This is a genomic window from Rhabdochromatium marinum (genome assembly GCF_016583795.1).
In the GTDB taxonomy this organism is placed as follows: domain Bacteria; phylum Pseudomonadota; class Gammaproteobacteria; order Chromatiales; family Chromatiaceae; genus Rhabdochromatium; species Rhabdochromatium marinum.
Genome location: NZ_NRRS01000030.1, coordinates 15,157 through 41,952 on the forward strand (window position 1 = coordinate 15,157; position 26,796 = coordinate 41,952).

General features: G+C 61.1%; 26 protein-coding genes. 19 read left to right on the top strand and 7 right to left on the bottom strand.

Annotation, left to right across the window (positions count from 1 at the left end):
- Positions 1-288 precede the first annotated feature (288 nt).
- Together CKO36_RS10315 and CKO36_RS10320 are read left to right on the top strand one after the other, a co-directional pair.
- On the top strand, positions 289-1,770 hold the full coding sequence (locus CKO36_RS10315) for a SulP family inorganic anion transporter (protein WP_200283977.1): 1,482 nt from the start codon (positions 289-291) through the stop codon (positions 1,768-1,770).
- Between the two features lie 19 nt (positions 1,771-1,789).
- Positions 1,790-2,656: a universal stress protein gene (locus CKO36_RS10320; protein ID WP_200283978.1), complete on the top strand. Its 867-nt coding sequence runs from the start codon at positions 1,790-1,792 to the stop codon at positions 2,654-2,656.
- A gap of 33 nt (positions 2,657-2,689) precedes the next feature.
- Here CKO36_RS10320 and CKO36_RS10325 read toward each other — a convergent pair whose 3' ends face one another.
- Both CKO36_RS10325 and crtD read right to left on the bottom strand, forming a co-directional pair.
- Complete coding sequence (locus CKO36_RS10325; protein WP_242469520.1) at positions 2,690-3,535, bottom strand: carotenoid 1,2-hydratase; 846 nt, start codon at positions 3,533-3,535, stop codon at positions 2,690-2,692.
- 35 nt (positions 3,536-3,570) lie between these two features.
- Entirely contained in the window at positions 3,571-5,133 is a 1,563-nt protein-coding gene (gene crtD / locus CKO36_RS10330) for a 1-hydroxycarotenoid 3,4-desaturase CrtD (protein ID WP_242469521.1), read from the bottom strand.
- Positions 5,134-5,356: 223 nt separating this feature from the next.
- Between crtD and CKO36_RS10335 the strand changes: the two genes are divergently transcribed.
- The 15 genes from CKO36_RS10335 (at position 5,357) to pufA (CKO36_RS10405) (ending at position 17,689) form a co-directional block, all read left to right on the top strand.
- The gene (locus CKO36_RS10335) at positions 5,357-6,226 is read left to right on the top strand and encodes a polyprenyl synthetase family protein (RefSeq protein ID WP_200283979.1); all 870 of its coding nucleotides are present in this window, start codon (positions 5,357-5,359) and stop codon (positions 6,224-6,226) included.
- 61 nt (positions 6,227-6,287) lie between these two features.
- On the top strand, positions 6,288-7,418 hold the full coding sequence (locus CKO36_RS10340; RefSeq protein WP_200283980.1) for a methyltransferase: 1,131 nt from the start codon (positions 6,288-6,290) through the stop codon (positions 7,416-7,418).
- A 167-nt stretch (positions 7,419-7,585) separates the two neighbouring features.
- Complete coding sequence (gene bchC, locus CKO36_RS10345) at positions 7,586-8,536, top strand: chlorophyll synthesis pathway protein BchC (protein ID WP_242469522.1); 951 nt, start codon at positions 7,586-7,588, stop codon at positions 8,534-8,536.
- Positions 8,529-9,509: a chlorophyllide a reductase iron protein subunit X gene (locus CKO36_RS10350; protein WP_207161443.1), complete on the top strand. Its 981-nt coding sequence runs from the start codon at positions 8,529-8,531 to the stop codon at positions 9,507-9,509. The genes bchC and CKO36_RS10350 overlap by 8 nt, the downstream gene beginning before the upstream one ends.
- A gap of 32 nt (positions 9,510-9,541) precedes the next feature.
- On the top strand, positions 9,542-11,056 hold the full coding sequence (gene bchY, locus CKO36_RS10355) for a chlorophyllide a reductase subunit Y (protein WP_242469523.1): 1,515 nt from the start codon (positions 9,542-9,544) through the stop codon (positions 11,054-11,056).
- The gene (bchZ, locus tag CKO36_RS10360; protein WP_200283981.1) at positions 11,056-12,540 is read left to right on the top strand and encodes a chlorophyllide a reductase subunit Z; all 1,485 of its coding nucleotides are present in this window, start codon (positions 11,056-11,058) and stop codon (positions 12,538-12,540) included. The genes bchY and bchZ overlap by 1 nt, the downstream gene beginning before the upstream one ends.
- Before the next feature lie 257 nt (positions 12,541-12,797).
- On the top strand, positions 12,798-12,938 hold the full coding sequence (gene pufB / locus CKO36_RS10365) for a light-harvesting antenna LH1, beta subunit (RefSeq protein ID WP_200283982.1): 141 nt from the start codon (positions 12,798-12,800) through the stop codon (positions 12,936-12,938).
- A 94-nt stretch (positions 12,939-13,032) separates the two neighbouring features.
- A complete protein-coding gene (gene pufA / locus CKO36_RS10370) occupies positions 13,033-13,236 on the top strand; it encodes a light-harvesting antenna LH1, alpha subunit (protein WP_200283983.1) in 204 nt (67 codons plus the stop codon).
- Positions 13,237-13,360: 124 nt separating this feature from the next.
- Positions 13,361-14,182 carry a photosynthetic reaction center subunit L gene (pufL, locus tag CKO36_RS10375; RefSeq protein WP_200283984.1) on the top strand — a complete coding sequence of 274 codons (822 nt, stop codon included), beginning with the start codon at positions 13,361-13,363 and terminating at the stop codon, positions 14,180-14,182.
- Positions 14,183-14,197: 15 nt separating this feature from the next.
- Positions 14,198-15,172 carry a photosynthetic reaction center subunit M gene (gene pufM, locus CKO36_RS10380; RefSeq protein WP_200283985.1) on the top strand — a complete coding sequence of 325 codons (975 nt, stop codon included), beginning with the start codon at positions 14,198-14,200 and terminating at the stop codon, positions 15,170-15,172.
- Positions 15,169-16,575 carry a photosynthetic reaction center cytochrome PufC gene (gene pufC, locus CKO36_RS10385; protein WP_200283986.1) on the top strand — a complete coding sequence of 469 codons (1,407 nt, stop codon included), beginning with the start codon at positions 15,169-15,171 and terminating at the stop codon, positions 16,573-16,575. Before pufM ends, pufC begins: the two co-directional genes overlap by 4 nt.
- A gap of 90 nt (positions 16,576-16,665) precedes the next feature.
- Positions 16,666-16,806 (top strand): light-harvesting antenna LH1, beta subunit, encoded by a 141-nt coding sequence (gene pufB / locus CKO36_RS10390; RefSeq protein WP_200283987.1) that lies wholly within the window; start codon positions 16,666-16,668, stop codon positions 16,804-16,806.
- Positions 16,807-16,908: 102 nt separating this feature from the next.
- Entirely contained in the window at positions 16,909-17,142 is a 234-nt protein-coding gene (gene pufA, locus CKO36_RS10395) for a light-harvesting antenna LH1, alpha subunit (RefSeq protein WP_242469524.1), read from the top strand.
- Between the two features lie 199 nt (positions 17,143-17,341).
- Positions 17,342-17,482, top strand: a complete 141-nt coding sequence (gene pufB, locus CKO36_RS10400; protein ID WP_200283988.1) for a light-harvesting antenna LH1, beta subunit — start codon at positions 17,342-17,344, stop codon at positions 17,480-17,482.
- 63 nt (positions 17,483-17,545) lie between these two features.
- Entirely contained in the window at positions 17,546-17,689 is a 144-nt protein-coding gene (gene pufA / locus CKO36_RS10405; RefSeq protein WP_200283989.1) for a light-harvesting antenna LH1, alpha subunit, read from the top strand.
- A gap of 119 nt (positions 17,690-17,808) precedes the next feature.
- Here the strand turns inward: pufA (CKO36_RS10405) and CKO36_RS10410 are convergent, their stop codons facing one another.
- Positions 17,809-18,090, bottom strand: coding sequence for a segregation and condensation protein A (locus CKO36_RS10410; protein ID WP_200283990.1), 282 nt, complete (start codon positions 18,088-18,090; stop codon positions 17,809-17,811).
- A 187-nt stretch (positions 18,091-18,277) separates the two neighbouring features.
- The gene (gene budA / locus CKO36_RS10415; RefSeq protein ID WP_200283991.1) at positions 18,278-19,087 is read right to left on the bottom strand and encodes an acetolactate decarboxylase; all 810 of its coding nucleotides are present in this window, start codon (positions 19,085-19,087) and stop codon (positions 18,278-18,280) included.
- Positions 19,088-19,271: 184 nt separating this feature from the next.
- Here budA and CKO36_RS10420 point away from each other — a divergent pair, with 184 nt between their 5' ends.
- Positions 19,272-20,168 (top strand): efflux RND transporter periplasmic adaptor subunit, encoded by an 897-nt coding sequence (locus CKO36_RS10420; RefSeq protein WP_200283992.1) that lies wholly within the window; start codon positions 19,272-19,274, stop codon positions 20,166-20,168.
- A 9-nt stretch (positions 20,169-20,177) separates the two neighbouring features.
- Positions 20,178-23,324 (top strand): efflux RND transporter permease subunit, encoded by a 3,147-nt coding sequence (locus CKO36_RS10425; RefSeq protein ID WP_200283993.1) that lies wholly within the window; start codon positions 20,178-20,180, stop codon positions 23,322-23,324.
- Here CKO36_RS10425 and ligA read toward each other — a convergent pair.
- The 3 genes from ligA to CKO36_RS10440 all read right to left on the bottom strand — a co-directional run.
- Positions 23,321-25,414 (bottom strand): NAD-dependent DNA ligase LigA, encoded by a 2,094-nt coding sequence (ligA, locus tag CKO36_RS10430; RefSeq protein WP_200283994.1) that lies wholly within the window; start codon positions 25,412-25,414, stop codon positions 23,321-23,323. The two genes, CKO36_RS10425 and ligA, sit on opposite strands and share 4 nt — an antisense overlap.
- Positions 25,411-26,229 (bottom strand): cell division protein ZipA, encoded by an 819-nt coding sequence (locus CKO36_RS10435; RefSeq protein ID WP_200283995.1) that lies wholly within the window; start codon positions 26,227-26,229, stop codon positions 25,411-25,413. The genes ligA and CKO36_RS10435 overlap by 4 nt, the downstream gene beginning before the upstream one ends.
- Positions 26,230-26,353: 124 nt before the next feature.
- The coding region (locus CKO36_RS10440; protein WP_200283996.1) for an ISAs1 family transposase at positions 26,354-26,796 on the bottom strand (443 nt) is incomplete at its 5' end.

Below are 26,796 nucleotides of genomic sequence, written 5' to 3' on the forward strand. Positions count from 1 at the left end.
CGGTTGGTGTGTTTATGCTGGCCGTGCTTCGCCTTGCTCGCTCCAATGTTACGGGCGTGAAGCTCCGTGTGATAATCTAACCCAAGGGATTAGCTAACCCCAAAGAACGGCTGAGATGATCGTCAAGGTTGTTGGAGCTATTCGCGGTTATGGCTTGGGGACCATCAAGGCGACCACGGGTGTGGCGACGGCGGTGATGGGCAGCGATAGCCGGCTTGATCCCGTGCCAAGTCTCCTGAACTGTAAAACACAACCCGGTATCGCTCTGCGAAGGCTTTTAGACGCTCCATGAAATCCCTGCGCCAGGATTGGCTGTCCAATATTCCCAATGATTTGCTTGCCGGCCTGGTGGTTGCGCTTGCGCTCATCCCCGAGGCGATCGCCTTTTCGATTATCGCGGGTGTGGATCCGCGTGTCGGGCTCTATGCGGCCTTCTGTATTGCCACGGTAACGGCCTTTGTGGGCGCGCGTCCGGGCATGATTTCTGCCGCTACCGGGGCCATGGCGCTGTTGATGATTGGGCTGGTCAAGGAGCACGGGTTGCAGTATCTACTGGCAGCCACTGTGCTGACTGGCGTGCTGCAGATGCTGGCCGGTGCGCTGCGCCTCGGCAATCTGATGCGCTTTGTGTCGCGCTCGGTGGTCACTGGTTTCGTCAATGCCCTGGCGATTTTAATCTTTATGGCGCAGCTCCCGGAGCTGACCCACGAGGGGGTGACCTGGGAGGTCTATGCTCTGGTGGTGGCCGGGCTGGCGATTATCTATCTGTTTCCGCTGCTGACTAAGGCGATCCCGTCGCCCCTGGTGACCATTCTCCTGCTGACCGGGGTCACCATGTATCTGGGGTTGGATGTGCGTACCGTAGGTGATATGGGCCACCTTCCCGACAGTCTGCCGGTGTTCCTGTTGCCAGACATTCCGCTGACGCTGGAAACGCTCCAGATTATCCTGCCGGTCTCTGTCACCCTGGCAGTGGTTGGACTGCTTGAGTCGCTGATGACGGCGACCATCGTTGATGATCTGACCGACTCCAGCAGCAACAAGAATCGCGAATGCGTGGGGCAGGGACTGGCCAATGTCGCGGCTGGCTGTCTGGGCGGCATGGCCGGCTGCGCCATGATCGGTCAGTCGGTGATTAATGTGAAATCTGGCGGGCGTGGGCGCCTGTCCACGCTGGTGGCCGGCGTCTTTTTGCTGCTGTTGGTGGTGTTTGCCGGCGACTGGGTGGCGCAAATTCCCATGGCGGCGCTGGTGGCGGTGATGATCATGGTGTCCATCGGCACCTTCAACTGGGCTTCAATCCGCAATCTGCGTGAGCATCCGCTCGGGGCCAATGTGGTAATGATCGCGACTGTGGTGGTGGTGGTGGCCACACATGACCTGGCAAAAGGTGTCCTGGTGGGCGTGCTGCTGTCAGGGTTCTTCTTTGCCCACAAGGTTGGGCAGGTGCTGCACATCAGCTCGGTGTCGCTGGAGGAAGGTCGCACCCGTGCCTATCTGGTCACTGGACAAGTGTTCTTTGCATCAGCGGATCGTTTCGTGGCGTCCTTCGATTTCAAAGAAGTGATTGAACGAGTCCGTATTGATGTCAGTCGCGCGCATTTTTGGGACATTACCGCTGTGAGTGCGCTCGATAAGGTGGTGATTAAGTTCCGCCGCGAGGGGACTGAAGTTGAGGTGATCGGTCTGAATGAGGCCAGTGCCACCCTGATTGATAAGTTTGCGGTGCACGACAAGCCCGATGCCGTTGAGCGCCTGATGGATCACTGACTTGCAAGGGATTTTCTCCATGCACAACGACGAAGACAAAATCCTGGCATGTGTTGATCACTCGCACTATGCCGATACCGTGGCCGACGCGGCGGCCTGGGCGGCGCGCCGGCTCAATGCGCCCTTGGAGTTGCTGCATCTGCTGGCGCGGCACCCTGAGGTCGCCAATGGCCGCGATCGCAGTGGCGCCATCGGGGTCAATGCTCAGCAGCATTTGCTCGAAACCCTGGCCGAAGAAGATGCCGCGCGCGGGCGTGATGCGCGCGAGCAGGGACGGGTGTTTCTCAATACCTTGCGCCAGCGCGCGCTCCAGGCCGGGGTGGTGGCGCCGGATGTGCGGCAGCGCTACGGCGATCTTGAAGAAACCCTGGTTGAGCAGCAGTCACAGGTGCGCCTTTTCGTGTTGGGGCGCCGGGGGGAGTCGGCGGAGACCACGCAGCGCGATCTGGGACGCAATGTCGAGCGGGTGGTGCGGGCGCTGAAGAAACCGATTCTGGCGGTTACCGAGCAGTTTCGTGAACCGCGTCAGGTGATGATCGCCTTCGATGGGGGTAGCATCACCCGGCGCGGGGTGGAACTGGTCGCTGGGAGTTCGCTGTTTCGCGATCTGCCGGTGCATCTGCTGATGTCCGGCAAGGCGAACCGTGATGGCGCCAAGCAGCTTGACTGGGCACGCGCCACCTTGGAGCAGGCCGGCTTTACCGCATCCGCTGACCTCATCCCTGGCGATGCCGAGCGGGTGATTGCCCAATCGGTGCGTGATCGCGAGATTGACATGCTGATCATGGGCGCCTATGGCCACTCGCCACTGCGTACCCTGTTGTTTGGCAGCAAGACCTCGGACTTGCTGCGCGCGGCGCGTATTCCCACCCTGTTGATTCGCTGATGCGTTGTTAATCCGCTGCTTGAGTCCAGGCGGTCAGGACACGCGCGGCATGCGAAAGGGGAGTAGAAGCTGCACCCAGCGCTGCGCGAATCGATCCAGTGACAGACTTTCATGCACGGCGGTGACGGATTCGCCCAGCAGGCGGGTGGCCACGGTGGAGCGGGCATAAAAGGGCGTATCTTCCAGGGTTTCAATCACGCGCGCGCGCGATTCGCCAGTGTCAGGATGCTCGCTGCGGGTGGCGCGCGGAATGCGCCACACGCGGGTGGTGGACAGCGGCGCGCGTGCAGGCGGATCAAACGGCTGCACCTGGCCATCGCGATTGACCTGCAAGGCCAGTGACAGCGGACTGCCATCGCGACGGTTGGCCTCGTAGAGCACGGTGGCGCCCCCATGACGGCGTTTGGCGCGCGACCAGTCCCAATCAATGAAGCCCTGCTCCAGCGGCTCCGAACCCCAGTTACTGTCGAGATAGCCGTCGCCGCTCCAGCGCAGGCGCGGATGACGCAGGTTGACACTGACGCGCGAATCAGGCGCGATTGGCCACCAGTGATGGCGCCCCTGACGGTCGAGCTGTTCGATGTGGCGAGTCGGGGTCTGGGGATGGACGCGCACCTGACCGCGCAAGGGCTGGGGGATGGGCACGGCGGTCTCATGGATGTCGATGACCAGATCGTCGCCTTCCCAGCGCACCTGGCTGGGACCGATGCTCAGCTCGCTGGCTTGGCGCTGCACTTGCCTGGGGCCGCGCTCGGTCATGGCCCAGCGCTTACCGCGCGCGCCATAGAGCACCGCATTGAGCGCACAGAAATGCTCCGGGTTGGCCGGACCGCGTTGCCGCGCCCAAGCGTAGTAGGGCGAGAAAACGCTGCCGAGCAAGGCGATGATGGTTAGGCCATGCAGACCGTCGTCGCTCAGCGCGTCGATGTACCACCAGAGGTAGCCGTTGGACGGGATCGGCTGGTCGAAGGCCGGTCCGCGAGCAGACTCGCCGCTGCCAGGCGTCCAGACAGGGTGGCCATCGGCAGACCCGGCCCCGGATGTGTGGTGCCCCCCGCCAGATACAGCCCCGGCAGCTTGCTGCGCGCGCCCGGCCGACTGAAAGACGCCATCCAGCCGTGGGAGGCGCGGCCATAGAGCGCGCCACCGCTGGCCGGGAACATCTGATTGAACTGGGTGGGCGAGGTGATCTGAGTCCATTCCGGCTGCTGTCGCACCTGCAAGCCACAGCGGGCCAGCAGGGCGAAGGTGCGCTCGGCGCATGCGTTGATCTCCGCAGGTGTAAAGTCGTGATGATCCCCGGTGGCCGGGGCATTAACCAGGCACAGCAGGCGCTCGGGGCCGGACGGCGGTGGAGTGCCGGTGTCGTGGTCGCTGCGATCCTGAGCGCAGATATACACAGTTGGTTCGTGCGGCAGGCGTTGACGCTGCAACAGGTCGCGAAACTCCGCCGGGTAATCGCGTGAGAAAAACACCGTGTGGCGTACCAGTGGAAAGTCAGTGGTCTCGGCCACCAGGCTCCAGGTTAATGCAGACAGTGAGCGGGCCTGGGGTGGAGTAGCCGGGGTGGCGCGCGCGGCCTGGGAGCCAAACAGACCAGCGCCGAGTGCGGCGGTGTCGGCATTCATAACCACCGCGTCGGCTTGGTGGGTGGCGCCGCTGTCGAGGCGGATGCCGGCCGCGCGACCGTGCTCGATCAGGATCTCGGCCACCGGTGCTGAGTAATGCAGGCGCACGCCGAGGCGACTGGCGACCCGAGCCATGGTTTGAGCCAACTGATGCATGCCACCCTCAACCAGCCAGACGCCCTCCTGCTCGACATGGGCGACCAGCATCAGGGTGGCTGGCGACAGGAAAGGCGAGCTGCCACAGTAGGTAGCATAGCGGCCAAAGAGTTGGCGCAGGCGTGGGTCTTTGAAATAGCTCCCCAGCACCGGCCAGAGCTTGGAGTAGGGCTTGATGTTTATTAGGCCACCGAGGCCGCCGAGGCCGACGCGCTGCATGAGGCCGGCGGGCGTGGTGCGGCTGTTGGTGATGAAGGAATCTTTCAGGGTGGTGAAGATGTTACGCGCATCGGCACTGAAGCGCAGAAAGCCCCGCGCTTCGCGCGCGCCGGCGAACTGGCCGATGGCGTCGGCGGAGCGCTGCAGATCCGCGAACAGATCCAGGCGCTGATCTTGGCTCCAGGCGTGGCGAGCGAGCATCTGTGCGGGCGTCAGCGCGAGTTCCGCATCAAGCGAGGTGCCTGCGGCGGCGAATAGCTCCTCGAACACCCAGCGCATAGTAAATACCGTAGGACCGGCATCAATACGCGCAGTGCCAACAGCAGCCTCGCGCAATTTGCCGCCCGGCGTTGGGGCGCGCTCGAAGAGCTCGACGTCCAGGCCGCGCGCTGCCAGAACAATGGCTGCGGCCAAGCCGCCCACGCCGGCGCCGACGATAATGACGCGCTCGGATGGTCGGTTAGGGTTCATCATGTAAAGACACGTACCACTGAGATAGTTTAATTGCTGTGGCCAACGGCAGTCTGGGAAGCCATTACGCGCGGCGGGGGCGGGCGGCGGCGATGGAATTGACGCCCCTTCAAGCGCTGTCTATCTTACATGACACCGCGACGCGGTCACTAGCCGAAACTGACATCAGACTAGGCGGGCGAGGCCCGTGGCCGCCACAGCCACCAGAGGGGAGCGAAGGAACCGGATGGATTTGATGCCGCGAATTGAACAGGCGCTCGAACAGGCGCTAACCCAAGGCGGTGGCGAGGCCGCGCCACCCTTATTGGAGGCCGCTGCCCGCCATGCGGTCTTTCCCGGCGGTGGGCGAGTGCGCCCGCGTCTGTGTCTGGCCGTTGCCCTGGCCTGTGGTGACGATGCCCCAACGCTGAGTGATGCCGCTGCGGCGGCGCTGGAGCTGCTGCATTGCGCCTCGCTGGTGCATGATGATCTGCCCTGCTTTGATAATGCCGCCACTCGTCGCGGGCGTCCCTCGGTGCATGCCGCCTATGGGGAGCGCCTGGCGGTGCTGGTTGGTGATGGGCTGATTGTGCGTGCCTTTGAGCTGCTGGCCTGGCATGCCGGCAGCCATCCGCAACGGGCTGCCCGCCTGGTCACCATTATCGGCCGTGCCATTGGTATTGCCTCCGGCATTGTCGCCGGACAGGCCTGGGAGTGCGAACCTCAGGTGGAGCTGACGGAATACCATCGCCAGAAAACTGCCGCGCTCTTCTTTGCGGCCACTGAAGCTGGCGCCGCAGCGGCCGGGCAGGATCCCGCGCCCTGGCATGCCTTTGGCGAGCAGCTGGGGCTGGCCTATCAGGTAGCGGACGATTTGCGCGATGTGGCGGTGAGTGCGGACGACATGGGCAAGCCGATGGGGCAGGATCAGGCCCACGGGCGGCCCAGTGCTGTGGCCGAGCTGGGCATGGAAGGGGCGCTGGAGCGCCTGCGCGTACTGGTTGGCGCGGCGGTGGAGGGCATTCCGCCCTGTCCGGGACGTGAGCAACTCGCGGCTTTGGTGCGGGCGGAAATGCGTCGCCTGCTGCCGGCTGAGCTGGCGGATCGACTCGACTGATGGGCCGTAGACAGGTGATGTCCTTCCTGGTCCGCAGGCGTGTCGGGCAGGGAGCCTGGCCATGTTGAGCGCTTGGCTCGATGGGGTGAACGATGCTTGGCAGGGCGCGCGCGACCGACTGCTGGCCAGTCCGGTGTTTCAGCGCTGGGCGGCGGATTTTCCGCTCACCCGACCGGTGGCCGAGCGGCGCGCCAGCGATCTATTTGATCTCTGTGCTGGCTTTGTCTATTCCCAAATTCTCGACGCCTGCGTGCGTCTGGAACTGTTTGAGCGCCTCGCTGAGCGACCCATGCGCCCGCAGGAGTTGGCCGCGCAGGTCGATTTAACGCCCACTGCGGCTGATCGCCTGCTGCGTGCGGCGGTGTCGCTGCGGCTGTTGCGGCGGCGCTCGGGCGGGCGTTTTGGGCTTGGCCCACATGGTGCGGCTATGCTCGGCAATCCTGGCATTGCTGCCATGGTGCGTCATCACCGCATGCTCTATCGCGACCTGACCGATCCGCTGGCGCTGCTGCGCGGCGAACTCCCCGAGACTGAACTCGGGCGCTTCTGGGCCTATGCCGGGCGGGCAGCGCCGGATGCGGCGGACGCCGGCGATGTGGCTTCCTACAGTCAGCTGATGACCGCCTCTCATGGCTTTGTCGCTGAGGATACCCTGGACGCCTATGCGCTTAAGTCTCACCGTTGCTTGCTGGATGTCGGCGGTGGCGAGGGGAATTTTCTCATCGCTGCCGGGCAACGCTGGCCGCATTTGCAGCTGCAACTGTTCGATTTGCCAGCGGTTGCTGAGCGGGCTGCGGTGCGCTTGGGTGAATTTGGTTTGAGCGCGCGCAGCCAGACCTTTGGCGGCGATCTTCTGCGCGATCCGCTGCCGTCGGGGGCGGACATTATTTCCTTTGTGCGCGTGATTCATGATCATGACGATGACGCAGCCATGGTTATGCTCAGGGCCGCGCGCGCTGCTTTACCGCCGCACGGCACTGTGCTGCTGACTGAGCCCATGGCCGAAACGCCGGGCGCCGAACCTATCGGCGATGCCTACTTTGGCTTCTATTTGCTGGCTATGGGCAGCGGCCGCCCACGCCCGCCGCGCGAACTCAAGGCCATGCTCCAGGCGGCTGGGTTTACCAAGGTGCAGCTGCGACGGACGCGCCGCCCCATGCAGACCCGGGTGATCACTGCCAAGCCAGGTTGACAGTCAAAGTGTAAATTAGGCTTGACATATCTGTCAGTCAGGCTAGACTGACACCTAGTTTCCTCAGTTTGCCAGCGCCTCGCCGCCTCGCAAGATCGGCGCTGGATTCCTGGCCAGCTGAGATTTCCACTAGGTTCATCAGTTTTCCAGTGACTATGTCCAGCGACATGAACACCTTAGCGGTCGTTCTCGAACAGCCCGAGCAGCTCGCGGTCAGGCGTTTAGACCTGACACCGCCGAGCCCGGCTGATTGTGTCGTGCGCATTCACTGGAGTGGCATCAGCACCGGGACCGAGCGTTTGCTCTGGTCCGGGCAGATGCCGCCTTTTCCTGGCCTGTCCTATCCACTGGTTCCTGGTTACGAGTCGGTGGGCGAAATCCTGTCGGCGGGTGCCGAGAGCGGTCGTCAGGTAGGCGAGCGGGTGTTTGTCCCAGGTGCACGCTGTTATGGCGAGGTCGCGGGGCTGTTCGGTGGCGCGTCTTCCCGCGTGGTGGTACCAGGTCAGCGCCTGATGACGCTGCCGGAGACTCTGGCCGCTGATGACGGTGAGCAGGGCGTGCTGATGGCCTTGGCCGCGACGGCCTATCATGTCAGCGGCGATCACAGCCCGCAGCCGGACCTGATCATTGGTCACGGTGTGCTGGGACGCTTGCTGGCCCGCATCGCCGTGGCACAGGGTGGCTCGCCAGTGGTCTGGGAGCGCAACGCGGATCGCTTCGTCGGAGCTGACGGCTATCAGGTGATTGATCCAGCGTCCGACGAACGGCGTGACTATGGCTGCATCTGCGATGTCAGCGGCGACAGCAAGTTGCTCGACATCCTGATCGCACGTCTGGCGCCGGGTGGCGAGATTGTCCTGGCTGGCTTCTACGAAGCCCCGCTGTCGTTTGACTTCCCGCCAGCGTTCATGCGTCAGCTACGGCTGCGGGTGGCGGCTGAATTCAAAGAGCCCGATTTGCTCGCCGTTAAGGCGCTGCTTGAATCCGGGCGCCTGTCTTTCGATGGGCTGATTACACACAGACTGCCGGCTGAGCAGGCAGCGGAGGCTTATGTCACCGCCTTCTCCGATCCGAGCTGTCTGAAGATGATTCTGGACTGGAGGCAGGTCGATGTTTAAGGCACCCGGTCAGTCAGATTACGGTCAATTCCCGTCCGGTTCCGAAGCGGGCGGCGCGGGCGGCAGCAAGCGCCCGGAGATTATTGCCATTTATGGCAAGGGTGGCATCGGCAAGAGTTTCACGCTCGCCAACCTGTCCTATATGTTTGCCCAGCTTGGCAAGAAGGTGCTACTGATCGGCTGCGATCCGAAAAGCGACACCGCCACCCTGCTGTTCGGCGGCCGTTCCTGTCCGACCATTATCGAGACTTCAAGCAAGAAAAAGCTCGCCGGTGAGCCGGTTGAGATTGGCGATGTCTGCTTTAAGCGTGATGGCGTCTTCGCGATGGAGTTGGGTGGCCCCGAGGTGGGGCGTGGTTGCGGCGGACGCGGCATCATTCACGGCTTCGAGCTGCTTGAAAACCTGGGCTTTCATGACTGGGATTTCGACTACGTGCTGCTGGATTTCCTGGGTGACGTGGTCTGTGGTGGCTTCGGTCTGCCCATCGCCCGCGACATGTGCCAAAAGGTGATGCTGGTCGGCTCCAACGATCTGCAATCCCTCTATGTGGCCAACAATGTCTGTTCGGCGGTGGAATATTTTCGCGGACTCGGTGGCAATGTTGGCGTGGCCGGCATGGTCATCAACAAGGACGACGGCACGGGCGAGGCGCAGCGCTTCGCAGAGCAGGTCGGCGTGCCGGTGTTAGCTGAGATTCCGCAGGATGACGATATCCGCCGCAAGAGCGCGGCCTACCAGATTGTCGGCAAGCTCGACAGCCCCTGGGCGGGCTTGTTCAAAGGCTTGGCCGAGCAAGTGGCCGCCGCGCCGCCACTGCGTACGACGCCGCTGGCCCATGAAGACCTGCTGGGGCTGTTTGCCAGCGACGCTGTTGGCCGGGATGTCGTGCTGGAGCCGGCCAAACCGGAAGATATGTGCAGCGTCCAGAAAGTGGCTAAGCCCTCGCTGGAAGTCATTTACGACGACGCTTAACGCTTATTCTCGCACAGGATTGACGGATACCCATGAATCGCCCGCTGTTTGACATGCACGCGCCAAGCGCCCCCGAGCTGGTTCCCGACCAGCTTGCGGCGGCCGCTGCTGGCGGCTGTCATGCGGGCGATGACCATTTTTGCCGCGCCGCAGAGACCTCGGGTCAGAGCGAGCTGCTGGAGCGTTTCGCCGCTGACTATCCCGTTGGACCTCATGATCGGCCGCAGACCATGTGTCCGGCCTTTGGGTCGCTGCGGATCGGTCTGCGCATGCGTCGCACCGCCTCCGTTCTCTGTGGTTCGGCATGCTGTGTCTATGGTCTGAGCTTTACCTCGCATTTCTACGGGGCGAAGCGCAGCGTTGGCTATGTGCCCTTTGACTCGGAAACCCTGGTCACTGGCAAGCTGTTTGAGGATCTGCGCGAAGCGGTTGAGCAACTGGCCGATCCTGAGCAGTACGATGCCATCGTGGTGATCAACCTGTGCGTGCCGACCGCTTCAGGCGTGCCGTTGCGTCTGCTGCCGCCATCCATCAATGGCGTGCGGGTGATCGGCATTGATGTGCCCGGCTTTGGTGTGCCCACCCATGCCGAGGCCAAGGATGTGCTCTGTGGTGCCATGCTTAAGCGTGCGCGCAGCGAGGCCGAAACCGGCCCGGTGCAGGCGCCGCGCGGCGGTCGCAGCGAAAAGCCCACCATTACTTTACTGGGTGAGATGTTTCCGGCTGATCCCGTAGGCATCGGCATGTTGCTGGATCCGCTGGGCTTGGCGGCTGGCCCGGTGGTGCCGACGCGCGAATGGCGCGAACTCTATGGCGCCTTCGATTGCGCAGCTGTGGCAGCGATTCACCCCTACTACAGCCGGTCAATTCAGGAATTCGAACAGGCGGGTCGGCCCATCATTGGCTCCGCGCCAGTGGGACATGATGGCACTGAAGCCTGGCTGACAGCGGTTGGTGAGGCCTGCCACATTAAGGCCGATCAGATTGCAGCGGCTAAGAATGCCGTGCTGCCGGCGATTCGGGGCGCACTCAGTGGAGCACCGATCAAGGGCACCATCACGGTGTCGGGCTACGAAGGCTCAGAACTGCTGGTGGCCCGGCTGCTGGTCGAAAGTGGCGCCCAGGTGCCCTATGTCGGCACTGCCACCGGTCGCACGCGCTGGTCGGATGCGGATCGCGAATGGCTTGAAGCCCAGGGTGTCACGGTGCGCTTCCGCGCCTCGCTGGAGCAGGACAAATCGGCGGTTGATGCTATCAAGCCCGATCTGGCCATTGGCACCACTCCGGTTGTGCAGCATGCAAAAGAGCAGTGCATTCCGGCGCTCTATTTTACCAATCTGATCTCGGCGCGACCGCTGATCGGAGTGGCCGGCGCCGGTTCTCTGGCCCAGGTTATCAATGCCGCGCTGGCCAGCCAGGCGCGCTTTGACCGCATGAATGCTTTCTTCCAGGGGGTTGGCACCGGTGCAACGGCTGGCGTCTGGTCCAGCCTGCCGCCAGTGCTGGCCTCGACTACATCCCAGGCCGCGACGGGAGGGGCACGCTGATGTTAGTGCTCGACCTTGATCGTGCCGGCGGCTACTGGGGAGCAGTGTATGTTTTCACTGCTGTTAAAGGGTTGCAAGTCATCATTGATGGCCCGGTTGGCTGTGAGAATCTGCCGGTGACGGCCGTACTGCACTACACCGATGCACTGCCACCACATGAACTGCCGGTGGTGGTGACCGGGTTGGGCGAAGAAGAGCTGGGCCAGGATGGCACCGAGCTGGCCATGAAGCGTGCCTTTGCCACTCTGGATCCCCAGCAGCCGGCGGTGGTGGTGACGGGTTCCATTGCCGAGATGATTGGCGGCGGTGTGACTCCTGCGGGCACCAGCATTCAACGCTTTCTGCCGCGCACCATCGACGAAGATCAATGGCAAAGCGCGGATCGTGCCATTTATTGGCTGTGGACGCAATTTGGCAGCAAAGGCAAGCGCGCTTCCAAAGGCAAAGCGTCCGTCTCCAAATCGGCGCAATCGGCCAAAAAGCCCAGCGTAAACATCATCGGCCCGGCCTATGGCTGCTTTAACACTGCGTCCGATCTGGCTGAAGTGCGCCGCTTGGTCGAGGGCATTGGGGCCGAAATCAACTTGGTCTTTCCGCTTGGGAGTCACGTTGACGACATCCCGCGCTTGGCGGATGCCGATGTAAACATCTGCATGTACCGTGAATACGGTCGCATGCTGTGCGAAGCCCTTGGCAAGCCCTATTTACAGGCTCCGATCGGGTTACACAGCACCCAGAGCTTCCTGAACAAACTTGGCGAATTGCTGGGACTGGATCCTGAGCCTTTCATCACTCAGGAAAAGCACACCACTATTAAGCCGATTTGGGATCTGTGGCGCTCAGTGACACAGGATTTCTTTGGCACCGCGAGCTTCGGCATCGTGGCCACCGAAACCTACAGCCGTGGCGTGCGCCATTACCTCGAAGACGAGCTGGGCATGCCCTGCAACTTCGCGGTTGCCCGGTGCCCCGGACAGAAAACTGACAATGCCGAGGTGCGGCAGGCCATGCATGGCAAAACGCCCTTGGTGGTCTTTGGTGGCTACAACGAGCGTATGTATCTGGCCGAGGCCGGCGGACGTGCGGCCTTCATTCCAGCCTCGCTGCCCGGCACTTTGGTGCGTCGCCATACCGGCACCCCCTTTATGGGCTTCTCGGGCGCGACCTATCTGGTGCAGGAAGTTTGCAATGCGCTCTTTGATGCGCTGTTTAACATCCTGCCGCTGGGCACGGATCTCGACCGGGTGGAAGCGACCCTGGCCCGCGCGGGTGCGGCCCGGCATCGCGAATTGCCCTGGGATATGGCCGCCAAAGCGGCGCTGGATCAGCGGCTCGAATCCGCGCCCATGCTGGTGCGTATTTCCGCCGCCAAACGCCTGCGCGATGCTGCCGAGCGTGCCGCGCTCAAGGCTGGAGATGAGCGGGTCACCGCTGAGCATGTGGCCCAGGCGGATGTGACGCTGAATCAGGAGGCTGTGGCATGAACAAGGTCTACAGCGATTTAAGAGTTTCGTGGTCGGTAATTGAGGCCAAGACAGCCCAGAGTGCCGACGCGTTTCAAGCTTCAGAGGTGCGGTTCGAGTCTTCGTGCACCCAGGAAGCGCATGGCCGCCCGGGTCGAACGGGCGCTTGGTCTGTTGGGGCTGTGTTTGGCCTCGACAAACAAGGTGGTGCGTTCTAGGCGCGCCAGAGAAAACTAGCCGCAAGGCTTTAACTCACTCTCTATCAAGAGGATTTCAACATGGCTGACAAATCAATGACTGGTCTTACGGATGCAGAGGCAAAAGAATTTCATGGCATCTTCATGTCCAGCATGACCGCTTGGTTTGGGCTGGTAGTTTTCGCTCATCTGCTGGCCTGGATGTATCGCCCCTGGCTGTAATCCGACGCCCCGGCTTCGAGTCGATCAAGCTTTTTAATCCTTTTCGAATGATGCCATCCATTTGGCACCTTCAACTAAATTTGGAGATATAACGATGAACGAAAGCATGCAAAACCTGCACAAAGTCTGGCAGCTCATCAACCCGGCCCAGGCTTTGGTTGCAATCGGCGTTTTCCAGGTTGTTCTGGGTCTTGGTATCCACATGATTCTGCTCAGCACCGACCTGAACTGGCTCGATGACGGCATGCCTGTTACCTATCAGGCTCAGGCTGCTTCCGTGGTGCCGCAAAATCAATAAGAAGGCCTTATTCGGATGGTGCTGACCGTCGCGTACTCGCCCCCCGGGTTTGCGCGTCGGCCAGCATCCGAGTTGCTATGTGGAGGCAGCAGGTCATGGTGTCTCCCCAGCAGAGGAATTTACGATGGCCATGCTGAGTTTTGAAAAAAAATACCGCGTACGCGGTGGGACACTGGTCGGGGGAGACCTGTTCGACTTCTGGGTGGGGCCGTTTTATGTCGGCTTCTTCGGAGTTTCAACAGTCTTCTTCGCGACCCTTGGTACCCTGCTTATCATTTATGGTGCGGCGCTTGGGCCGACTTGGAACATCTGGCAAATCAGTATCGCTCCGCCCGATCTTGACGTTGGGCTTGGGGTGGCGCCGCTGAAGGAAGGTGGACTCTGGCAGTTCATTACCATCTGTGCCATTGGGGCCTTTGTGTCCTGGGCATTGCGACAGGTGGAAATTTGCCGGAAGCTGGGCATTGGGTTGCATGTACCCTTCGCCTTTTCGTTTGCAATCCTGGCCTATATCACCTTGACGGTGATTCGCCCGGTGCTGCTTGGTGCCTGGGGACACGGCTTCCCTTACGGTATCTTCAGTCACCTGGATTGGGTATCGAACGTTGGTTACCAAACCCTGCACTTCCATTACAACCCGGCTCACATGCTGGCAATCAGCTTCTTCTTCACCAACTGTCTGGCGCTGGCGATGCATGGATCTCTGATCCTGTCGGTCGTGAATCCGCGCGATGGCGAGCCGGTGAAGACAGGCGAGCATGAGAACACTGTCTTCCGGGATATCGTGGGTTATTCCATCGGTGCACTGGGCATCCATCGTCTGGGTCTGTTCCTGGCGATCAATGCCGCTTTCTGGAGCGCGGTCTGCATCGTGCTGACCGGTCCCTTCTGGACACGCGGATGGCCAGAATGGTGGATGTGGTGGCCCAACCTTCCAATCTGGTAACCTGAGGACACCAAAATGCCTGAATATCAAAATATTTTTACGAGGGTGCAGGTTCGCGAACCGGGCTACCCTGGTGTCGAACTCCCAAGAGGCAGTTTGCCTCGCCTTGGCAAACCAATCTTCAATTACTGGATTGGTAAGATCGGCGATGCGCAGATTGGACCGTTGTATCTTGGAGGTTGGGGCATCGCTTCGCTGATCGCTGGCTTTATTGCCATTGAGATCATGGGACTCAACATGTTGGCCTCGGTCGATTGGAGTCCGATCGCGTTCGTGAAGAACTTCTTCTGGCTGGCATTGGAGCCTCCACCGCCGTCCTATGGGTTGAGCTTCCCGCCGCTGGCTGATGGTGGTTGGTGGTTGATCGCCGGGTTCTTTTTGACGCTGTCAATCCTGCTGTGGTGGGTGCGAGTCTATAAGCGCGCGGTTGATCTTGGCATGGGTACCCATCTCGCTTGGGCCTTTGCCGCCGCGATCTTCTTCTACCTGACACTTGGCTTTATCCGCCCAGTGCTCATGGGTAGCTGGGGTGAGGCGCCGCCGTTTGGCATTTTCCCGCACCTTGACTGGACAGCGGCGATTTCGATTCGCTACGGAAACTTCTACTATAATCCGTTCCATGCGTTGTCGATTGCCTTCCTGTACGGTTCAGCAGTGCTCTTTGCAATGCACGGTGGTACCATTCTGGCGGTATCCCGCTACGGTGGCGATCGTGAGATTGATCAGATCACGGATCGCGGCACCGCAGCCGAACGTGCGCAGTTGCTGTGGCGCTGGTGCATGGGCTTCAATGCCAGCATGGAATCCATCCATCGCTGGGCCTGGTGGTTCGCTGTCTTCACCGTTATAACCGCTGGTCTGGGTATCCTTTTGACTGGCACTGTGGTGGAAAACTGGTATCTGTGGGCTGTGAAGCACGGTGTGGCACCTAGCTACCCGTCTGAGCTGACCATTGAGAATCCCTATCTGACACAGGGGGGTGCGCAATGAAACTGCGTAAACATCAAGCGCTCGCACTCCTTGGTTTAGGAGCGACCGCGTTCATTGTTGGCTGCGAGGCTCCACCGCCGGAAATTGTGCAGAACGGTTACCGTGGTTTGTCCATGCAGCAGAACTACAACCCGGACTTGCTGAAGGAGCTGGTTGAGGCCAATGAGGTGCCCACTGCGATTCCTGCAGCAACCCCAGGTGGTGGACTGGCTAAGGACGTTTATAAAAACGTTCAGGTGCTTGGCGACCTGACGGTCAATGAGTTCAACCGTACCATGGTGGCTCTGACGACTTGGGTGGCACCGAAGGAAGGTTGTACTTACTGCCACGAAGGTGTGCAGTGGGAATCCGATGGGGTCTACACCAAGATCGCTTCGCGGCGCATGCTGCAAATGACCCGGGATACCAACAGCAACTGGACAAGCCATGTGGCTGATACCGGTGTGACCTGCTACACCTGCCATCGCGGCAATCCGGTACCGGAGTATGTCTGGACATCGGATCCGGGTCCGGATCATCCGTCCGAGGTGTCCCCTACCGGGCAAAACGCGATCGGACATGCGGTTGGTTATACCTCATTGCCCTATGATCCCTTTACGCCCTTCCTGCTTGGCGATACGGAAATTCGCATCATCGGCACAACCGCGTTACCACAGGGTAACCGTAAGTCGATTAAGCAGGCGGAATGGACCTACAGCCTGATGGGGCACATCATGGATGGCCTTGGGGTGAATTGCACCTTCTGCCACAACTCGCGGTCCTTCTATGCTTGGGATCAGAGTACCCCGAAACGGACGACGGCTTGGTATGCCATTCGCAATGTGCGCGACATCAATAATCAGTATGTCGAGCCTTTGGGTGAGGTGCTGCCGGCCTCGCGTAAAGGGCCCTTGGGTGATCCCTACAAGGTGAACTGCAAGACCTGTCACCAGGGTGCTTATAAGCCGCTGTTCGGGGCCAAGATGGCCAAGGATTATCCGGCTCTCTATGAGGCGGTAGCTGCTGAGGAAGCTCCGGCGGAAGAAGCTCCAGCTCCTGAGGCTGCGGCTCCTGAAGCTCCGGCGGATGAGGCTCCGGCTGTAGAAGAAGAGACTGCGGCTCCTGAAGCTCCTCCGGCGGATGAGGCTCCAGCTGCTGAAGAAGCAGCGGCTCCAGTGGCCGAAGCCCCGGCGGATGAAGCTCCGGTTGCCGAAGCTGAAGCTGCTGTAAGCGAAGAGGCTGCACCAACAGAGGTGGCCGACGCAAGCGATGCGGTTGCTTCAGATGCAGCAGCCACTGAAGGTGAGGCCGAAGCAGCCGCCCCGGCTGAACCTGTAGCTCCTCCGGTGCAGTACGTTCCGGCGCCAATGCGTTATCAACCCGCTCCGATGCCGGCGGCTCCCCCGGCACCTGCGGAACGCTAAGGGACAAGTTGATTGAGGCGAGGGAGCGCCGAAATTCATTGATGATTGACAGGGCCCTTGGGCCAATACTGAAACAACGAGGTAATCACCATGGCTGATAAGAGCATGACTGGCTTGACCGACAGCGAAGCCAAAGAATTCCACGGTATCTTCATGTCCAGCATGACCGCTTGGTTTGGGCTGGTTGTTTTCGCGCATCTGTTGGCTTGGATGTATCGCCCCTGGCTCTAATGCCCGGATGCCCGGATATTCTTCGACGCTAATGCGCAATTTCGCGGCTGTGAAATCCGCTTTACGCCGGGTAAGCCGCACTTATAATGTGGAGACAAGATCATGAGCGATAACAAAATGGTTGGCATGTACAAAATCTGGACCTTCTTCGATCCCCGCCGCACGCTGGTGGCAATCGCTGGATTCCAGATGGTATTGGCCCTGCTGATCCACTTCATCCTGCTGGGTTCGGATCTGAACTGGCTCGACGACGGTATCCCGACCTCTTACATGGGTGCTGATGCAGCCGCTGCGGGGCAGATGTCGCCGATGCCTGAGGCTCGCACCACCAACTGATAGCGCTTTTTGCTCTTCAGGTGAGATGCGGCAGCGGACCGAGTTCCGGTCTGGCTGCCGCAGTTACAGGTCGCTGATCACCGTGGTTACACAAGTGATTGGCACGCAGCCTGGTCATACTCGGAACCTGACAGCACTTGGCAACACCGCGCTATAACGGCCGTTAGGCCATCGAGAGAGACACTGGGAGGCGATAGCAATGGCTGAAAAAAGCATGACAGGCCTGACCGACAGCGAGGCCAAAGAATTTCACGGTATTTTCATGTCTAGCATGACCGCTTGGTTTGGGCTGGTAGTATTTGCACACCTGTTGGCTTGGATGTACCGTCCCTGGCTGTAATCATACGGTTGGGGTGGCGTCAGTTCCTGAGGCGGTGCAGATAATCTCTGATCGGAGTTGGATATGTATCATATTTGGCAGATTCTTGACCCGCGTCGAGCGATTCTTACCCTCTTTGCCTTTCAGGTCATGCTCGGGCTGTTGATTCATTTCATTCTGCTTGGCACTGATCTCAACTGGCTGAACGATGGCATCCCACCCTTATGAAGCCTGCTTGGGAAGCCTAATCTTCTGATAATGCTTCCATAAGTAAGATAAAGCAGCGGATCCCGCTGCTTTTTTTTTGCATCCCAAACATGCTGACGAAGGTTCGCGTTGTGCAAGCCTCAATGAACGCTCGGGGTTTTCTTGCCAATTGATGCAATCGAAATGCTTTGGGCTGTGGGTTGTTGATCGGGGTAGTAGGGCCGTTCGCCACCGCGACCGTCGAGATCGGCGAGTTCTTTCTCCCGTGCCGAAATAAGCCCAAAGCACTGGCGCACATCCTCAATGGTGGCCTCAGAGAGTGGGTGCTTCATGCCTGGCGGAGGGGTTACGTCCTTAATGATCGCTGCAAGCGTTTTGCGCATGGCGATGAGAATTTGCTGTTCTTTACTGAGGTCCTGCATCTCGACAGTCTCCTGGAAGCGTTGAAGGGCAATTACTGTGCGTTGAATCAATGTGGGGACGAGATGAAGTTGACCCAATCCGGATTGCGCTCCAGAGACTGATAACACGCACTGGGTAGCGCCCCAGTCTATAGGATTTCAGCGAAAGGGTTTTGTCTCCGTACTTGATCAGGTAAGCGCAGCGCCGTCATTTTTGTGCCTTCTGGCTATCGGGCGCCTGCTCAACCTGATGCAGGGCGCGGCTGCGGTCTGTATCCAGATCGGCGGCGAGAAAGGCCGGATCCTCGGGCATTTCCACCGTCCAACGGTCGGTCAGATCGAGCGCTACCTCGCCCTCGGTCAGTTGGAAGTTCAGCAGATGGCCGGCGGATTGGCGGTCATCGGAAAGAAAATGCAAGTGAAAGCCCGGGACATTCAGCCCTGTGACATAGTCTGGGCACCAGAAACCGATCAGGGTGCCGGAGATGGTGTCGCGTTCAAAAAAAGTCTGCTGTTTGGCTACCTCTTTCAAAGGTGGATAAGGCGGCTGTTGTGCCGGGACACTGCGATAGCGCACATGGGCAAACTGCCCCTTGAGTTGGATGGCATAGGTCAGATTGCGACTGGGCAACTGCGCTTGCAGCCAGTCTTTGAAAGCTGCATAGTCCTGATTGGGCGGCACGGGTAGGCTTTGGTCGGCCTCGAACCAGGTCAGGCTGATAAAGGGGGTGGCTGTTTCCCCCGGCATGATGCGCACCCGGCCATCGGCGCCGGCCTGATAGACGATCCCATCAAGGAGGATCAATTCGCCATCCAGCCCGACGAAGGTGCCCAGGCCAAAATTGCCCTGGGTCAGCACCGCATCAAGGGTTGCCAGCGGCTGATAGACTCCAGCCAGCAGGGCGTCGATGGTGGAGAGCTGAAACAGGGTGTCGCGCTCGGGCGCCTGTTCTGCCCGGGCGGTTGGAAGGTTCAGGCTCAGGCACAGCAGTGCGGTGGGTAGCAGCGAATGTCGCATGGCGAGGCTCGATTGCGGAATGTCAGAACCTAAGACTAAATCATCCGGGGCACTTGTGCCGGAACATCGTGCGTTTCGCTGGTTACGCCTGGTTTCTGCCACTGGTTTTGGCATCTTTCTCCTCTGTTCTCTGGCGCTGATTGCTCAGGCGGCTGACTCTGAGGAATGGATCGTCCGCCCATCAATGCGCATCATCGAATTCACCGCCTTTACCCGCCCACGCGCTCGTCTGCCTGTGGTGGCCGAGATCGGTGGTCGGGTTGAAGAAGTACAGGATGACATCGGCGAGTCGATTGGAGCGGATGGCCAGTTCGCGCGCCTTGATGCAACCTTTCTGCAACTGGAGCTGGAGGACAATCAGGTCGAGCAGGCGCGGCTGCGTGATCAGATCGCTTTCGATGGGCGCGAGGTTACACGCAATCAGGCGTTGGCCCGCAACAAGAACGTCGCCGCCAACCAGCTCGACCAGGCGCGCCAGACTTTGCGCAATAACACCCAGGCGTTGCATCGCGCCGAGGTGCAGGAACGGGTGCTCAAGGAAAAAATCGCCCGCACCCAAGTGCCGGCGCCGGTCGGTTGGCAGGTGATTGAACGCCGTATTGAGCCTGGCCAATGGGTGTCCGACGGGGAGCGACTTGGTGAGGTGGCGGATTTCTCCACCCTGCTGCTGTCTCTGGCACTGACGCCCGAGCAGCTCAGCGCCCTGCGAGCCATGCCCGCGCCACTGACCGCCAAGCTGCCGGAATTGGGTCGCGAGGTGCTGGTGGCCATCTATCGAGTCAATCCTGCCATTGACGAGGACACACGCAAGATTGCCGTTGATTTGCGCCTGCAAGAAGCCATCAAACCCCAACGCGGCGGTCTGCGTGCCCAGCTGCGCTTGGCCTTGCCCGATCCGGACAGCCGGCTGGTGCCTGCCGCCGCCGTGCAACGCGGATTCGAGGAAAACTGGGTGCAACCGCGCGAAGGAGAAGCCATCGGCGTCACCATCCTCGGCAGCGAGCGCATTGATGGCGAAGACTGGCTGCGGGTGCGTGCACCCGGGCTGGCGCCGGGCATGCCCCTGAGCCGGCGTGAGTAATTCGACGCAATGAAAGCCCTGGTCCATTTCACCCTGCGCCAGCAGGTGCTCTTCAACCTGGTGTTTGCGCTGACCATTCTGGTTGGCGTTATGTCCATGGGGGAGATCACCGTCGAGCGCTACCCGGATGTGAACATGGGCAAGGTGCAGATTGCCACCCTCTATCCCGGGGCCTCGCCAGAGGATGTCGAGGCGCTGGTGACGCGCAAAATCGAGGAGGCGCTCGAGGGCCTGGAGGAGGTGGAGTTTATCCAGTCGAGCTCGGTGCGCGAGCGTTCGATCATTACCCTGAAGTTCCGCGACGATACCGATTACGACGCGCTCTACAACCAGCTGCGGTTTCGCGTGCTCGGCATTCTCGACGAGCTGCCGGAGATGGTCGAGCCGCCGGTCTTCACCCAGTGGACCACCGGTGCCTGGTTGCCGGTGGTGGTGGTGAACCTGGTCGGCGAGCGCTCCAATCGCGCTCTGGCACTGATGGCCGAGCAACTGCGCGCCGAGATGGCGCGGATCCCTGGGGTGAGCGAGGCGCGGGTGACGGGCGACTGGACGCGCGAGTTCCACATCTGGCTCGATCCCACCAAGCTCGCGCGTTTCGGCCTCACCTTCGATCAGGTCGCGGGCGCGCTACAGGATGCCAATCAGGTGATCCCGGCTGGGGATTTCAGTGACGGCTCTGGGGAGTTCGTGGTCCGGGTCGATGAGCGCTTCCGCGACAGCGAGCAGGTCGCCGCTGTGGTCGTGCGCGCCGATGCCGATGGCTCCTTTGTGCGTCTGGGGGATCTGATCAGCCGCGCCGAGCTTGGCTATCGCGATCCTTTTGTGATCCGCTCCGTCAGCGGGCAGGACGCGGTGGCCTTGACCATCCTAAAAACTACCGACGGCGATGCGCTGAAGATTCACCGCGCCGTGCGCGAGATTCTGGTCACGGCCGCGCCGCGCCTGGCCGCGCTTGGGGTCGAGGTGGTGCTGACCCAGGATTCGACCACCTATGTCGCCTCCTCGATCTCGACCCTGGGCTGGAACATGATCGTCGGCATGCTGTTGGTCGGGTTGCTGCTGTGGCTGTTCATGGGGCCGCGCAACGCCGGGCTGGTGAGCCTGGGGATTCCGTTTTCCTTCTTGCTCACCATCACCATGACCTGGCTGACTGGCAACACCCTGAATGAGATTACCCTGTTCTCCTTCGTGCTGGTGTCGGGCATTCTGGTCGACGATGCCATTGTGGTGGTTGAGAACATCTACCGCCACATCCAGGATGGCGAGCCACTTGAGCAGGCGATTGTCGATGGTACCGTGGAAGTGATGCCGGCGGTCATTGCCGCCACCGCCACCACGGTCGCGGCCTTTCTGCCGATGCTGATGATGACCGGCTCGACCGGGGAGTTTTTCGCCCAGATCCCCAAGGCGATCAGTTTCGCCATTGTCGCCTCGCTGTTCGAGTGCATCTTCATCCTGCCGCTGCACTATCGCGACTTTGGCCCGCGTCCAGCCGGCGCTGGCGGCCACCAGAGCGCACGCGACCGCTGGCTACTGAACATCCTGGTCAAGCCGACGCAGCGCCTGCTGTCGGTGACCCTGCGCTGGCGCTGGCTGACACTGGGCACCGTCGGCCTGGCCTTTGTGCTGAGTATCGCCATTCTCGGCGTCTCGGTTGCCGGTGTCATGCCGCTGATTCGCATCAAGTTCTTTCCGGATGATTACAATCTTTACTATGTTTTTGTCGAAGGCCCACCGGACACCCCGCTTGCGCGCGTGGACGAGACAGTGCGCGCCATCAGCACCGATCTGCTCGCCGATGGCCCCGGCTATGTCGGCTCGGTGGCAGCTTTCGCCGGCTTTACCATCAATGAAGACTACGAAGAGGTCTATGGTCGCTATCTGGGCACCGTGATGGTCTCGCTGCCGCGCAAGGATGCACGCGCCTTCAGCGATCCGCTTGCGCATTTGGAAGACATCCGCACGCGCATGCTTGAGACCTATGGTGGCGGGGACTTCAAGATCCGGGTGCGCGCCGAGAAGGATGGGCCGCCCTCGGGGAAGGATGTCAACATCCAGGTGGTGGGTCATAACGACCGCGACGTGGTGGGACTGGCCAATGCGCTGGCCGCCGGACTCAGCCACGATCCAGCGCTGGCGCCCTACCTGACTGACCTGGATGCCGGACGTGCCGCGCCCGCGCGGGTGCTGCGCTTCAGCGTCGATGCCGAACGCGCCGGCGAGCTGGGGCTGACCCAGGGTCAGGCCATTGCGCTGGCCGCCTCGGTACTCGATGGCCGCTATCTGGGCAAGTTTCGTCTGCCCGATGAGGAAATTGACATTAAGCTGGGTCTCGACCCTGGCGGGCTCGAACGACCGGAGGACGCCCTGACCACACCAGTGCTGGAAGATCTGACCGGCCCGGTGCGCCTGGGCGATGTGGTGCGGCTCAGCCACCTGAGCGAACCGAGTGAGCTGCGCCGCTATCAAGGGCTGCGCTCGCGGGTGATTACCGCCAATCTCGCCACTGGCGCACCCATCTCGGCGGCGACCGTGGTGGCCTGGGCGCGCGAGCGCGAGCAAGCATTAACGCAGCGCTACCCCGGTGCCCACCTGATCTTCGGCGGCGGCTACGAGGATACCCAGCGTTCTTTCCAGAGCCTGATGCGCGCCTTCTTTGTCGCCGTTTTGCTGATTTATTTAATCCTCGCTGTGCAGTTCCGCTCCTATGCGCAGCCGGCGTTGATTCTCTCGGCAGTGATGTTCGCCATTATTGGCGTAGTGTTCGGCAAGCTGCTGACGCAGTCGCTGTTCACCGTCAATAGCTTCATTGCGGTGGTCGGCGTCACTGGGGTGGTGATCAACGATGCCTTGGTACTGATCGAATTCATCAACCGCCGTTATAACGCCGGATATGACCGCGCGGCCGCGATTCGCGAGAGCGTCGCACTGCGGCTGCGCCCCATCTTGCTCACCACCCTGACCACCAGCCTGGGCCTGCTGCCGATGGCGGTTGGTTTCCCGAGCTATTCGGTTATCTGGGGCACCATGGCTTCGACCTTCGTGACCGGATTGGCAACCGCGACCCTGCTGACCATCTTCGTGGTGCCGGTGGCTTGGGATTTGCTGACCCAGTGGCAGGAGACGCGGGTGGCGCGGCGGGAACGTCTGTCTTAGCGCTGGGTACTCTGAGCTTGCATCGCGGGTGGAGTACCAGGATCGGCCAGCAGCACGCGCAGTTGCGTCTCATCAAGTATGGGGATACCGAGTTGAGCGGCCTTGGCGGCTTTGCTGCCGGGGTTGTCACCGACAATCACATAGTCGGTATTGGAGGATACCGCGCTGGTCACCTTGGCGCCGACCGCCAGCAGTTCGGCTTTAATGGCATCGCGTGGGCGCGCCAGGGTGCCGGTCAGCACGAAGGTGGTGCCGCTCAGGGGATGTTGTTGAGCGGCTTCTGATGGCGGCGGCGGGTCGGGCCAGTGCAATCCGGCACCATTGGGATCAGTCAGTTGGGCGATGACTTCGCGGTTGTGATCCTGGGCAAAAAAACCGCGAATATGTTCAGCCACTGTCGGTCCCACGCCATCAATGGCGATGAGGATTTCAGTCTCGGCCTGCATCAGGGATTCCAGGGCACCAAAATGGGCAGCTAGCACAGCCGCCATGGTTTCGCCCACTTCGCGAATGCCGAGGGCATAGATAAAGCGGGCCAGGGTGGTTGTGCGGCTGCGCTCCACGGCGGCGAGGAGGTTGTGCGAGGATTTCTCGCCCATGCGCGGCAGCGCGGCAATGGTTTCAGCCCTGAGTGCATAGAGATCCGCCGGGGTTTTGACCAGTTCCTGCTCAATCAACTGCTCAATCAGCTTGTCACCCAGTCCGTCGATGTCGAGTGCGCGGCGCGAGGCGAAATGCTTGAGTGCTTCCTTGCGCTGTGCGGCGCAAAATAGCCCGCCGCTGCAGCGGGCGACGGCTTCGCCCTCGGTGCGGATCACATCTGAGGCACACACCGGGCACTGGGCTGGCAGGCGCACCGGCTCGGTATCGGGCGGGCGCAGGGCTTGAATCACGCCGACTACTTCGGGGATGACATCGCCGGCGCGACGCACAATGACGGTATCACCAGCGCGAACATCCTTGCGCTGCACTTCATCAATGTTATGCAGGGTGGCGTTGGCGACGGTGACGCCGGCGACAGTGACCGGTTCGAGCCGTGCGACTGGCGTGATGGCTCCGGTGCGTCCCACCTGAAATTCCACCGCCCGAACCCGGGTTTGTTCTTCGCGTGGTGGATACTTGAAAGCGATGGCCCAGATCGGATCGCGGGCGCGAAAGCCAAGGCGACGCTGGGCGGCCAGATCATCGACCTTGAAGACCACACCGTCGATTTCGTAGTCGAGCTGATCGCGACGCGCGGCCATGCGTTCTTGATACTGCAGGCAGCCCTCGGCACCGGTGACCAGGGTTGAATCCGCTGAGACTCGCAGTCCCCAGTCGCGCAGGCGGGCTAGGGCTTCATGCTGAGTGGCTCCCAGTGCGCCGCCAGCGACGGCGCCAAAGCCATAGCAAACCATGGTCAGCGGACGGCGGGCGGTGATGCGCGGATCTAGCTGACGCAGACTGCCAGCGGCAGCATTACGCGGGTTTTTGAACGGCGTCTGCCCCTGCTCAAGCATGCGCTGCTTGAGTGCCTCAAAGCCCGCCAGCGGCAAGTAGACTTCGCCGCGCACCTCCAGGCGTTGCGGCCAGTCGGAGCCGCGCAGGCGCAAGGGTACGGCGCCAATGGTGCGCACCTGGGCGGTGACCTCTTCGCCGATGCGCCCATCGCCGCGGGTGGCGGCACGTATCAGCAAGCCGTTTTCATACACCAGGCTGATGGCCAGCCCGTCGAGCTTGGGTTCGGCAACATAGTGCACGGACTCGATATCAAGCTCGCGGCGGATGCGCTGATCGAAGTCGCGCAGGTCTGCCTCGGTGCGGGCGTTACCCAGCGACAGCATGGGTACCAGATGTTCCGCTGTGGCAAAGTGTTGCAGCGGCGGAGCTCCGACCCGCTGCGTTGGGGAGTCCGCTGTGCGCAGCGTCGGGTAGCGTTCTTCCAATTGCTGGAGCTCGCGCAGCTGCCGGTCGTACTCAGCGTCGGGTACCTCCGGGTCGTCGAGCACATAGTAGCGATGATTGTGGAACTCAAGCTGGGCGCGCAGCTCGGCGGCGCGGGCCTGAACGGCTGGATCGAGCCTGACTGGATCGGGCGCCGGGGCGGTCATGCGTAGCTGGAGCCGGGGACGGGTTCGCTGGCGTGCTGGGCCCTGGCGCCGTAACTCAGTACGCTGGTGCGCAGGCTGTCGATGCGTTTGACGGTGATCGGGCGATGCTGGGCATCCTCGACCTCGGCCTTGAGTTCGCGGGCCAGGGATTTGGCGGTAGTCAGCATGGTGTCCAGCGCCTCGATATCCTGAGATTCGCCGTGCACTTGGGTGAAGAGTGCCAGGCCGCGAGTCTCGAACTCCGCCATGCCCTCGTTCGGGTCGGGACGCAACGGAAAGCTGCCGGGCTGGACGAGATTAGCCATGCTGAACAGAATACGTGGCTGCTGCGGATCGCCGTCAAGACGGTGAAAGATGTCTTTCTTGCCGGCAATGAGCAGATGCCGACTGGCCGCTGTGAGGATGTCATGCCCGGACAAGCGGCGGCCTTGGTGTGCAACCAGAAACACCTGTACGACGGGACCGTCCTCGGCATCGGTCATGGTGCCCACCAGATCGGCGGCGTCAATGTCGCTGCTGGGGTATTCCTGATAGGGGTCGGCCTCGGTGGCCGGAGCTTGGGGCGTCTTGTCCTTGGAGGTGGGGGCGGCGGGTTGGTCGTACCAGATGCACTCCGGGCTGATATCCTCGGCTGGAATCCGCTCGTCAAGCCCGAGGTTGGGTTCAAGCTTGGATTCGATATTGACATGTGCGCGGGACTTGGCTTTGCGCGACGCCTGGGCCTTGGCTTTATGGTGACGCTCCCAGAAAAACAGCGCGACCAGAAAGGCGCTGCCGATGACCAGCAGGATGATGCGCAGTGTTGCGGCGTCCATCGGGATTCGGAGTCTCGTGTTGGTAGGGTTCGTGGTGCAGACTCTGCGATTCACCTATATATCACAGGTCAGCGCTGTGCGCTTGTCAAATCGCGGTGCTTACAGGGCGAGCGCGTATTAATCGTCAAGCAGCCAGGATCTTAGCGCGATAGTCGTCGTCCCAGGCGGCCTTGCGACGTTTGTGCGCCATGCTGAGCGAGGAGCCTTCCTTCTCGAGTAGGTTGACGCAGCAATGACGGATCGCGGTCATGATGGCCGGAGCCTGACCTTTGCGAATCCGGCTGGCATCCTCGTTGAAGATCACATCCAAGCGCCAATGGAGACGATTGTCTACGCCCCAGTGCCCCCGCACGGCAGCGGCGAAGCGCTGGGCATCGGCACCAATGGAGGCGATGTAGTAGCGTTGTTCAACGCTCTGAACACCGTTCTGCCAGCAGGTGCGTTCGACCATTCCAAGGCTGCGCAAGCCCGCCCAGCGCGCGGCATTGGGCACCGTCCTCAGATCCTCCGTGATCCAGTAACGGCGGATTTCCAGGCGTCCGTGGTCTTTGTCGGTTTCCTCGGTAT

Coding starts and splice junctions, on each gene's coding strand:
- CKO36_RS10315 (WP_200283977.1), top strand. CDS start 289: ATGAAATCCCTGCGCCAGGATTGGCTGTCCAATATTCCCAATGATTTG.
- CKO36_RS10320 (WP_200283978.1), top strand. CDS start 1,790: ATGCACAACGACGAAGACAAAATCCTGGCATGTGTTGATCACTCGCAC.
- crtD (WP_242469521.1), bottom strand. CDS start 5,133: ATGATGAACCCTAACCGACCATCCGAGCGCGTCATTATCGTCGGCGCC.
- CKO36_RS10335 (WP_200283979.1), top strand. CDS start 5,357: ATGGATTTGATGCCGCGAATTGAACAGGCGCTCGAACAGGCGCTAACC.
- CKO36_RS10340 (WP_200283980.1), top strand. CDS start 6,288: ATGTTGAGCGCTTGGCTCGATGGGGTGAACGATGCTTGGCAGGGCGCG.
- bchC (WP_242469522.1), top strand. CDS start 7,586: ATGAACACCTTAGCGGTCGTTCTCGAACAGCCCGAGCAGCTCGCGGTC.
- CKO36_RS10350 (WP_207161443.1), top strand. CDS start 8,529: ATGTTTAAGGCACCCGGTCAGTCAGATTACGGTCAATTCCCGTCCGGT.
- bchY (WP_242469523.1), top strand. CDS start 9,542: ATGAATCGCCCGCTGTTTGACATGCACGCGCCAAGCGCCCCCGAGCTG.
- bchZ (WP_200283981.1), top strand. CDS start 11,056: ATGTTAGTGCTCGACCTTGATCGTGCCGGCGGCTACTGGGGAGCAGTG.
- pufB (WP_200283982.1), top strand. CDS start 12,798: ATGGCTGACAAATCAATGACTGGTCTTACGGATGCAGAGGCAAAAGAA.
- pufA (WP_200283983.1), top strand. CDS start 13,033: ATGAACGAAAGCATGCAAAACCTGCACAAAGTCTGGCAGCTCATCAAC.
- pufL (WP_200283984.1), top strand. CDS start 13,361: ATGGCCATGCTGAGTTTTGAAAAAAAATACCGCGTACGCGGTGGGACA.
- pufM (WP_200283985.1), top strand. CDS start 14,198: ATGCCTGAATATCAAAATATTTTTACGAGGGTGCAGGTTCGCGAACCG.
- pufC (WP_200283986.1), top strand. CDS start 15,169: ATGAAACTGCGTAAACATCAAGCGCTCGCACTCCTTGGTTTAGGAGCG.
- pufB (WP_200283987.1), top strand. CDS start 16,666: ATGGCTGATAAGAGCATGACTGGCTTGACCGACAGCGAAGCCAAAGAA.
- pufA (WP_242469524.1), top strand. CDS start 16,909: ATGAGCGATAACAAAATGGTTGGCATGTACAAAATCTGGACCTTCTTC.
- pufB (WP_200283988.1), top strand. CDS start 17,342: ATGGCTGAAAAAAGCATGACAGGCCTGACCGACAGCGAGGCCAAAGAA.
- pufA (WP_200283989.1), top strand. CDS start 17,546: ATGTATCATATTTGGCAGATTCTTGACCCGCGTCGAGCGATTCTTACC.
- CKO36_RS10410 (WP_200283990.1), bottom strand. CDS start 18,090: ATGCAGGACCTCAGTAAAGAACAGCAAATTCTCATCGCCATGCGCAAA.
- budA (WP_200283991.1), bottom strand. CDS start 19,087: ATGCGACATTCGCTGCTACCCACCGCACTGCTGTGCCTGAGCCTGAAC.
- CKO36_RS10420 (WP_200283992.1), top strand. CDS start 19,272: ATGCGCATCATCGAATTCACCGCCTTTACCCGCCCACGCGCTCGTCTG.
- CKO36_RS10425 (WP_200283993.1), top strand. CDS start 20,178: ATGAAAGCCCTGGTCCATTTCACCCTGCGCCAGCAGGTGCTCTTCAAC.
- ligA (WP_200283994.1), bottom strand. CDS start 25,414: ATGACCGCCCCGGCGCCCGATCCAGTCAGGCTCGATCCAGCCGTTCAG.
- CKO36_RS10435 (WP_200283995.1), bottom strand. CDS start 26,229: ATGGACGCCGCAACACTGCGCATCATCCTGCTGGTCATCGGCAGCGCC.